We start from the raw sequence: 9,764 nt of genomic DNA on the forward strand, positions 1-9,764 counted from the left end.
GGCAAGCGTAAACGGCGAGGCATCCCGTGCCCCGCCGCACGAATACCCACGACCTAGCGTTCGGCGCCATCCGCGCGGCTGGGGAGATGCGCGGACACGGCGATCGGACGAGCGGCAGGAAGTGGCAGGGGAGCGATGGATGCGCGCCAAGAACACCCGTGACGGCAACGTCGCGCAGGTGTCCCGCATGCCATGGAACGGGAGTACGGCAAGGCACTTTTTGCAGGGTTGATGAAAGTCATCATTCGAAAGAGGGAGGGGTTGGCCAACATGAAAAGAACGTATGCGTTGAAGAAGAAATGCCTGGGTCTGACGATCGGTTCGTTGCTGATGGCCGCTGGCTTGCACGCACAGTCCACCACCGGCAGCATTTACGGCCAGGTGCCGGTCGAGAAAGATCTCAGCGTGGTCGTGCGCAGCGACTCGGGCCTGACGCGCGAAGTCGGCATCGACAGCCAGGGGCGCTACAACGCCACGCAGCTGCCGGTGGGCACTTACACCGTCACCCTGATGCGCAGCGGCACGGCGGTACAGACGCACGATCACGTGACCGTGAACGTAGGCCTTGGTGTCAACGTGTCGTTCTCCGAGCCGGTGGCGGCCAAGCAGCTTTCGGGCGTATCGGTGACGGCGAACAGCACGCCGCCGATCGACGTGAGCACGGTCGATTCGCGCACCGTCATCACCGCCGCGCAGCTGGCGGCATTGCCCTTGCCGCGCACGGCGGAGGCAGCGGCGCTGCTCGCGCCCGGTGCCGTTGCCGACAGCGGCGGCTTCACCAGTACCACCGGCGTGCCGCTGGTGAGCTTCGGCGGTTCGTCGGTGCAGGAGAACGCGTATTACATCAACGGCTTCAACACCACCGATCCGTATCTGGGGCAGGGCGGCATCACACTGCCGTACGGTTCGATCGATCAGGAAGAAGTCTATACCGGTGGCTACAGCGCCCAGTACGGCCGCTCCGACGGCGGCGTGCTGAACATGATCGGCAAGAGTGGCACCAACCAGTGGCACTTCGGCGGCCAAATGCTATACGAGCCCGAGGGCCTGCGCTCGGCCCAGGACAACACCTATTACGCCAACGGCACGCCGCCTTCGCCGGTGGCGGGCAATCTGTTCGACCCCAACAGCAAGGACAGCCACTGGACGTCCGTTTACGACGCCTACGTCGGCGGCCCGATCATCAAAGACAAGCTGTTCTTGTTCGCCTCGGCTGAAATGAGCGACGAAGGCGGCCAGACCGTCAACAACGTTACCTCCAGCACGCCTGCCGAAAACTACAAGACGCGCCTGCCCAAGTGGTATGCGAAGGTCAACTGGAACATCACCGACAAGAACCTGCTGGAACTTACCGGTGCCTCCAGCAAAGAGGAAGGCCTGGGCACCTACTACAACTACGACTACAACGCGCAGCAGGAAACCACGTTCCGCGGTTATGCCAACGACACCAAGAGCGGTGGCGACATGTGGTCGGCGAAGTTCACCAGCTACATCACGGACGACCTCACCTTCACTGCCATGTACGGCAAGATGAAGACGTTCAACTACAGCGTACCGGTGGATTACGATCCCGACGCCACGTATATCGCCGGCGCGACCTACCAGAACCCGGCCTACAACAATGGCGTGCCGAACAACGGCCAGCAGACCATCGCTTCGCTGTACAACCCCTACTACCGCACCAGCAACCTGCGTGCGAGCTTAAGCTACGTGATCGGCAATCACACCATCACCGCCGGTATCGACAACCTGACCTCGGGTGCCTTCGATCAAGGCAACAATAGCTCCGGCCCGGGCTATTACTGGAATTACGGACAGACGCCCGATCCGACCGTGCCGCTTATTCCCGCGTTGGGCGTCGGCGCGCTGGCCAACTATCCCAACGGCGCATCGGGTTACTACGTCAGCAAGAACATGTTTATCGGCGGCGCCAACCTGCTTACCAAGCAACGCGCCCAATACATCGAAGATCAGTGGCAGGCGACGGATCGCTGGCTGCTGTCGATCGGTTTGCGCGACGACGGCTTCACCAATTTGAACGCGGCGGGCCAGTCGTACATGGCGCAGAACAAGCCGCAGTGGGCGCCGCGCCTGGGCTTCAGCTGGGACGTGAATGGCGATGGCAGCTTCAAGGTGTACGGCAACGCCGGGCGTTATTACCTCGGCGCGCCGCTGGCGCCCGGCGGCCCCGCCAACGGCTACATCAGCACGCAGCAATATTTCACTTATAGCGGCATCGCGCCGAACGGAACGCCCATCGGCCTGACCCAGGTTTCTCCGCCCGTGTCGGCGGACAATGCCTTCGGCCAGACGCCCGACCCGCGCACGATCACGGTGCAGAATCTCAAGGCCGAAGATCAGGACGAATTCATTCTCGGCTTCACCAAGACGCTGGGTTCGTCGTGGATTTACGGCGCGAAGCTGACGCGCCGCATCCTGCGCCACGACATCGACGATTATTGCGATATCCAGACGGTGATCAACAAGGCGGCATCCGAAGGCATCACCGACGTCAACAATGCCAGTTGCTACTACATCAATCCGGGCCAGTCCAACACGTTCGCGGTAGAAGATCCCAATGGCGTCTTTCACAACGTGACGTTGACCAATGCGCAAATGGGTTTCCCCGACATGGTGCGCAAGTACTACGGGCTGGAATCGTTCCTGGAACATCCGTTCGACGGCAAGTGGTACGGCAAGATCGATTACGTGTTCTCGCGCAGCTACGGCAACAACGAAGGCATGGGTGAAACCGACATCCAGGCCCTGGCGGCCACGCAGACCACCTACTGGGATTTCCCGCAGCTGATGGAATACGGCATCGGCCCGCAGGGCGAGGACCATACGCATCAGCTGAAAGCCTTCGGCTATTACCAGCTCACGCCCGAATGGCAAGTGTCGGCGAACCTGACGCTGGTATCCGGCGGTCCGCGCTATTGCCTTGGCTTGTACGGACCCGGCCAGACCGATCCGGTCGGCTACGGTTCGCTCTATCAATGGTGCAACGGCCTGCCTTCGCCGCCCGGGGCGGCCGGGCGCTTGCCATGGGAGAAGCAGTTGGACATCGGCGTGCGTTATCGGCCGGCATTTGCCGCGCACAAGCTCGGGTTTAGCCTGGATGTGGTCAACATCACCAACAATCAGGCGCCGCTCAACGAATATCCGGAATACAACACCGGTACCGTGCCGGCCGCGCCGAACCCGCAGTATGGAACGGTGATGCTGTTGCAGACGCCGCGTTACGTGCGTCTGGGCGTCACCTACGATTACTGATGCGCGGTTGTTTCACCTGACTGGAAAAAGGCGCATGGGTGGCAACCCATGCGCCTTTTCCGTACCGGCGATGTTTTACCGGTGATGGTGGATTACCACGGCGTGCCGCCCGAATAATCGCTGCTCATGGTGCTCTCAAGCTGCTGCAGGACGCTCGCATTGGTGGTGGTCAAGCCCAGTTCGCGGTTTTCGGTCAGCGAAGCGCTGGAAAAGTTTTCCGAACCCACGAACGCCACCGCGCTGGACGTGCCGTAGTCGGCCACGATCGCCTTGGCATGGATGTACAGCGCCGTATCGTTATCCGGATACGTGCTGATCTTCACGCCGTCTTTGGTCAGCGCGTTGAACTCGCTGGAGTATTCGTTATCGTCATTGGTCATCACGACGGTCACGCTCACGCCTTTCTCGGCGGCCTTCTCCAGCGCACTGACGATGGCGCTGTCGCTCATTTCCTCGTTTTCGACCAGCAGACTGGTCTTGGCATTGTTGATGATGTCGAGCAGGGAGGTCTGCGAATTGGTCGGACTCCACACCAGGTCGGCGCCGTCGGAGGGCGTGACGGAGTCGTGCGCGTAGTCCTTGGCGAAGGTGGCTTCGATAGCGGCGATATCGGTCGCGTTGTTTTCGATCACCGCGAAATCGCGCGTGGTGCTGTAGTAGCGGCTGGTGAGGTTGGCGGTCATGATCGCCGTTTGCGCGTTGGCGGTAGCGCCGTCGATCGTGATCGTCTTCTGGTGTGTCGCCTCATACTTGGTCCAGGCCCACACCACGCTCACTCCGCAATCCTTCAGCTGATCGTAGGCGGAGGTGTTGTTGCTCTTCTCGTCGTTGACGTCCAGGATCACGCGAACCTTCACGCCGTTGGAGGCGGCCGTGCACAGCAGGTTCTGCGCGGTGGTGTCCTGAAGTTCGTACATGGTCATGTCGATGGTTGACTTGGCCGCCGAGATCAGGTTGTAGATCGAGGTGAAGCCCTGGTCGGGCTCGATCACCAGTGTCTGGCTGGTCTGCGCGAAGGCCGGAGCGGCCGCGCCGAAAGCGCAGACCAGTGCAGCGGAAAGCATCGTTTTCGCAAAAGAACGTTCACGCTTCATGATTAATCCTTATAGAGTCGGAAGGTAGGCGCGCATTCCGTGCGCAATCGACTGCCGCTCTCCCTGGGCGGCTCCGGCCTGACCGGTCCACCCGGTCTTCCCCGCATTGCAACGCATGTGCACGCCGGCCGAAGCGGCGATCACAACGGCTCTAGATGACACGAATCTTTCTTCGAGATGGCAACGCGATGTGCGTTTAGCGTTCGTGCGCCTTCGTCGCGATGGGGTGAACGTGAACGTTTTGTCGACCGATGTGATGTGGCGCACACAGAAGCGGGAGATGGTTGGCGGTTGACGCTTCCATCACGCCATGTGTGGATGTCTCGCACTACTCGCCATGCAGTGCGCGTCGGCGCGGTTGGGCGGTCGCCGACCGGCGGCGGTGTGGTGTCATCCACCGCACGTTCCGGGCTTATGAATACGTGAGGTGCGCCATTGGCAGTGACGAGCCGTCAAAAGCAGCTTGGCCTGTTTTACGACCAGAAATCGCCAAGCGCAGCTGGCGCGCGTGCATCTTGGTCGCGAACGGCTGCGTGAATGCTTTCGCCCAAAAGGCCAGTCAAATGCGGTCGCACCGGAATTGCATTTTTAGCGGTAGCAGCATCACGCGTTCTTTGGCCATAGGGTGGCGCGATGACGCCACGTGTCGAGCAGCCACAAGCACATCGCCACGGCCGCGCCGATGGCGGCGAACGGTATATCGAGTGCGACGGTGTTATCGTGGGCATACGATCTGTATGCGTTGCTCAAGACGATGCCGCCGATCCACAGCGGAGCACGCAACGATCCGAAAGAGAAGCTCGACCCGGCACGCGATCGGCGGGAAAGCCAGCGGCGCAGTGACAGTATGAGCGCGAGCGCCACCACCGGGCCGCCGATGAGTGGCATATCTGCCAGGTAAGCGAACCCCGCGCCTGTAGCGCACAGCGCAGGGATGGCCAGGCGTCGCAGCCATATCCAGCGCGATGGCATGGATTCGGGTAGACGTTGCCAGCCGTCGAGCCATGCCCAGCCCGCAAGCGCCAGCCATGCAGCGAGGGTGCCTGCAAAGGCAAGCATCGTCGGGGCGACGACACGACTCCATACCGTTTCGCCGGGGCTCCCATCGAGCAGGCTGCACACTGCCAGCGTGAGGAGCGCCAGCAAGAGGCCGATGTAGACAGCGCGAACCGTGTTGACGGCAAACCGCTCCCAGATCATCGCGCCCGGCGTGGACGCGCGATGCCAGAACAACGCGTGTTCGCGATTGAGCGGTGGGCGAATTTCCTCGAACATGCCGCCGCAAAAGGCGCGCACGAAATCGCCGCGACGCTTGACGCGTTCGCTGCTCAGTGCGGAGGTGGCAATGTGGTACCAGCGAAGAGGTTGTTGCAAAAGCGCCAGATGACGGCGCAGCTTAGTGACGTCGGGAGTACCGCCGGTGGTTACGCTAGTCCGGCGCGCAAGCTCGTGATGATGCTCTGGTTTGAGTTCCCATTGCAGCGATTGCCGCATGCGCAGCTGCTGCAGCGCAAACGGGTCGATGCCCGACAGCACGTGGTCGAGATTGAAGAAGCGCAGCACGGCGTCCAGGTTGCGCGATGACATCGGTTGCGGGTTCTTGAACAGCTTGCCGAGCACCATCTGCCCGATTTGCTGCTTCACCTGGATCGACCAGAACTCCGGCCTGTCCTGCAGTAGCCGGGTGAGTTCGAGGTGGTCCTCGGTCTGGATGGCGCTGGTGATGACCGAATCGGCCAGCTGGTTGGCGCTGACGGTGACGACCCTGGCTGGTGCCGGCGAAGGCGGCGGTGGGGTTGCGGGTTGTGCGGGTTCAGGGGCCTGCTCATGCGCTACGGGCGGCGCCTGCACTGGCGTCGTGGCCGTCGGCTCGGATTCGCGCGCAACGGGCGCCTGGGCCGGCGTGGACTGGTTTGGCCGGGCGGCGCGCATCAGCGCGGTCTTGTAGGCCGTATGCAAGCGCTGGAATGCTTCGGGATCCTCGTCCGGACGCGTCGTGCGCAGCAGCTGTGCGTAGGCGCGCTTGACCGTGCGCTCATCGGCATCAGGCGAAATGCCCAGCAACTCGTAGGCCCAGTTCAAAGCTGCGCTTCCAGCGCATCGAGTGCCTGACGAAAGTTGTCGCGATGCTCGCCGATGGTTTTCTCGTTCTGGCTTTCCAGCGTCTGGCGGAATTGACCGATCCACTGCTGAAGCACCTGTCGGGCGGAAAGAAACTCTTCGTACAGCCGTTCGGCGCGCGCCAGCAGGGCGATGTTTTCCTGCCGCGCACGCGGGTGGATCTTCAGCTCCGACAAGGAGGCAAGGCGGGCGCGTATCTCCGTTTCGCTGAGCAGGCCCGGGTTTTGTTCCAGCACGAGTTCATGGCAGATGCCCGTCGCCGCCGGGGTCGCCTCGATTTGCAGCACACCGTTGATGTCGTAGGTGAAGCGCACGGTGACCTGGTTTTGTGCGGTCGACAAGCGCGGGTCCATCGGAATGTCCAGTTGGCCGAGCTTGATGTTGTTGGCTACGAGCGGATTTTCGCCCTGGTAGATCTTCAGCTCCAGCACCTGCTGGCGCTCACTGAGCGGCTGGTAGGTGTTCTCGCGGCTGACCGGCACCACGCTATTGCGTTCGATGATCGGCGAGAACATGCCATTTTGTATGTGGCCATGTGCATCGCGCTGCCCGACTTCCACGCCAAGCGTATAGGGACAGACATCGGTGAGGATGATTTCTTCCAGCTTGGCGTTGCGGCTTTTCAGGCCCGACGCGACCGTCGCGCCGATGGCGATGGCTTCGTCGGGATTGACGTGGCGCAACGGCAACCGGCCGAACATGCGCGTGGCCAGGCGCGATACCAGCGGCATGCGGCTGGCGCCGCCGACCAGCACGATCTCGTTGAGCTGGTCCGGGCGCAGGCGCGCGTCCCTCAGCGCACGCTCCAACGGTGCGCGCATGCGTTGCAACAGCGGATCGGCCAGGTGCGCAAAGCGATCCTGATCGAGCTGCCACTGAATAGTGTGTTTGCCGATCTGGCAGTCGAGCGTGGCAGTCTGCTGCTGGGTCAGCGCGCGCTTGACCGTTTCAAGCCGGCGTCGGAGCGAGCCGCGTTCGACCGGGCTGAAATCGTCTGCGCGAAGTTTCAGGTCGGCCAGGCAGGTGTTCTGCAGTATTTCAAGGAAATCCTCGCCGCCGAGGTAGTTGTCGCCGGCACTGGCGTGCACCTCCACGACACCCTCGAACATTTCCAGGATCGATACGTCGAAGGTTCCGCCGCCCAGATCGAAGACCAGGAAGCGGCTGCCTTCCTGCCGCTCTTGCAGTCCGTAGGCGAGAGCCGCGGCGGTGGGTTCGTTGATCAGCCGCTCGACCTTCACGCCGGCTAGTTCGCCCGCGGCACGGGTGGCTTTGCGCTGCGCATCGGAAAAATAGGCCGGCACGCTGATCACCGCTTCGCGCACTTTTTCGCCGAGCGCCGCTTCCGCGTCGGCCAGCAGCGAGCGAAGCACGAGTGCGGACAGCTCCTCGGCACGCAGGCTGCGCCCTCCGAGCGCGGTTTCGCGCGAAGTACCCATCCAGCGCTTGAACGCGGCGACGGTCACGCCGGGATGGCTGATCAGCCGGTCACGGGCGGCCGCGCCGACGATCATGTGGCCGTCCTCGTCCATGCTTACCACGGACGGCGTCAGGTATTCGCCCAGCGCGTTGCGAAACAATTGCGGACCCGACTCGCCGTAACAACCGATCAGCGAGTGGGTGGTGCCCAGATCGATGCCAACGATCATTGCCTAACTTCCCCCTGTCTTGCGTCCATGGCCGTTAGGCCACGTCTTCATTACATGCGGAACACGCCATACCGCTGCGGTTCGATCGGCGCATTGAGCGAGGCGGAAATGGCCAGGCCCAGCACCCGGCGCGTATCGGCCGGATCGATGATGCCATCGTCCCACAGGCGCGCGCTGGCGTAGTAGGGGTGGCCTTGCCGTTCGTATTGCTCCCGGATCGGCGCCTTGAAGGCATCCTCTTCTTCGGTGCTCCAGTTTTTGCCGGACGCTTCGATGCCGTCGCGCTTGACCGTGGCCAGCACGCTGGCGGCCTGTTCGCCGCCCATCACGCTGATGCGCGCATTGGGCCACATCCATAGGAAACGCGCGCCATAGGCGCGGCCGCACATCGCGTAATTGCCGGCGCCGAAGCTGCCGCCGATCACCACCGTGAACTTGGGTACATGCGAACACGCCACCGCCGTGACCATCTTCGCGCCGTCCTTGGCGATGCCGGCGTTTTCGTATTTTTTGCCGACCATAAAGCCGGTGATATTTTGCAAAAAGACCAGCGGCACGTTGCGCTGGTTGCACAGTTCGATGAAATGGGCGCCCTTGAGCGCCGATTCGGAAAACAGGATGCCGTTGTTGGCGACGATGCCCACGGGATAGCCATGGATGTGCGCGAAGCCGCATACCAGCGTCTTGCCGTAGCGCGCCTTGAATTCGTGGAATTGGGAATCGTCGACGATGCGTGCGATCACTTCGCGGATATCGAACGGCCGGCGCGTGTCCTGCGGAATCACGCCGTAAAGTTCTTCGGCCGGATAGCGGGGCTCAACGGACGGGCGCAGCGCCAGCGGCATGTCTTTCTTGCGATTGAGGCTGGCGACGATGTCCCGCGCGATCGACAGCGCGTGCGCGTCGTTTTCCGCGAAGTGGTCGGCCACGCCGGAGATGGACGTATGTACGTCCGCGCCACCCAGCGCTTCGGCATCCACCACTTCGCCGGTGGCGGCCTTCACCAGCGGCGGGCCGCCCAGGAAGATGGTGCCCTGTTCGCGCACGATGATGGTTTCGTCGCTCATCGCCGGTACGTAGGCGCCGCCGGCGGTGCAAGAGCCCATGACCACGGCGATCTGCGGAATGCCAAGACCGGACATGCGCGCCTGGTTATAGAAAATGCGCCCGAAATGTTCCTTGTCCGGAAACACCTCGTCCTGCATCGGCAGGAAGGCGCCGCCGGAGTCGACCAGATAGACACAGGGCAGCCGGTTCGCCAGCGCCACCTCCTGCGCCCGCAGGTGCTTCTTCACGGTCATCGGGTAGTAGGTGCCGCCTTTGACCGTGGCGTCGTTGGCGACGACGACGACCTCGCGGCCGTGCACGCGGACGATCCCGGCGACCACCCCGGCCCCGGGCGCGGCGCCGTCGTAGAGATCCTCGGCGGCCAGCGGCGCGAGCTCGAGGAAGGGGCTGCCGGGATCGGCAAGCCGGTCGACCCGCTCGCGCGGCAGCAGCTTGCCGCGCGCGGTGTGGCGCTCGCGGCTGGCCTCGGAGCCGCCGAGCGCGGTCTCCGCAACCTTCGCGCGCAAGGCTTCGGCGAGAGCGCGATTATGCCCCGCGCGGGCTTTGGCCTCGGGACTAT

At 62.7% G+C, this 9,764-nt stretch carries 5 protein-coding genes; 1 reads left to right on the forward strand and 4 read right to left on the reverse strand.

Translation table 11 applies throughout. The features are described from left to right. Positions 1–270: 270 nt before the first annotated feature. Complete coding sequence (locus VME63_RS00195; protein WP_325429016.1) at positions 271–3,273, forward strand: TonB-dependent receptor; 3,003 nt, start codon at positions 271–273, stop codon at positions 3,271–3,273. Positions 3,274–3,365: 92 nt separating this feature from the next. Here VME63_RS00195 and VME63_RS00200 read toward each other — a convergent pair whose 3' ends face one another. From VME63_RS00200 to VME63_RS00215, 4 genes are all read right to left on the reverse strand, one after another. Continuing rightward, positions 3,366–4,367, reverse strand: a complete 1,002-nt coding sequence (locus VME63_RS00200; protein ID WP_325429018.1) for a phospholipase D-like domain-containing protein — start codon at positions 4,365–4,367, stop codon at positions 3,366–3,368. Positions 4,368–4,970: 603 nt separating this feature from the next. Then, positions 4,971–6,449 (reverse strand): J domain-containing protein, encoded by a 1,479-nt coding sequence (locus VME63_RS00205; protein ID WP_325429020.1) that lies wholly within the window; start codon positions 6,447–6,449, stop codon positions 4,971–4,973. After that, the gene (locus tag VME63_RS00210) at positions 6,446–8,137 is read right to left on the reverse strand and encodes a molecular chaperone HscC (RefSeq protein WP_325429023.1); all 1,692 of its coding nucleotides are present in this window, start codon (positions 8,135–8,137) and stop codon (positions 6,446–6,448) included. The genes VME63_RS00205 and VME63_RS00210 overlap by 4 nt, the downstream gene beginning before the upstream one ends. Before the next feature lie 50 nt (positions 8,138–8,187). Next, a partial coding sequence (locus tag VME63_RS00215) for a carboxyl transferase domain-containing protein (RefSeq protein ID WP_325429025.1) occupies positions 8,188–9,764 on the reverse strand: 1,577 nt, incomplete at its 5' end.

The sequence above is a fragment of the Dyella sp. genome, assembly GCF_035503745.1.
Taxonomy (GTDB): Bacteria; Pseudomonadota; Gammaproteobacteria; order Xanthomonadales; family Rhodanobacteraceae; genus Dyella_B.

What these genes read in the sequence shown, in the direction of transcription:
- VME63_RS00195 (WP_325429016.1), top strand. Translation starts at nt 271, where the DNA reads ATGAAAAGAACGTATGCGTTGAAGAAGAAATGCCTGGGTCTGACGATC.
- VME63_RS00210 (WP_325429023.1), bottom strand. Translation starts at nt 8,137, where the DNA reads ATGATCGTTGGCATCGATCTGGGCACCACCCACTCGCTGATCGGTTGT.
- VME63_RS00200 (WP_325429018.1), bottom strand. Translation starts at nt 4,367, where the DNA reads ATGAAGCGTGAACGTTCTTTTGCGAAAACGATGCTTTCCGCTGCACTG.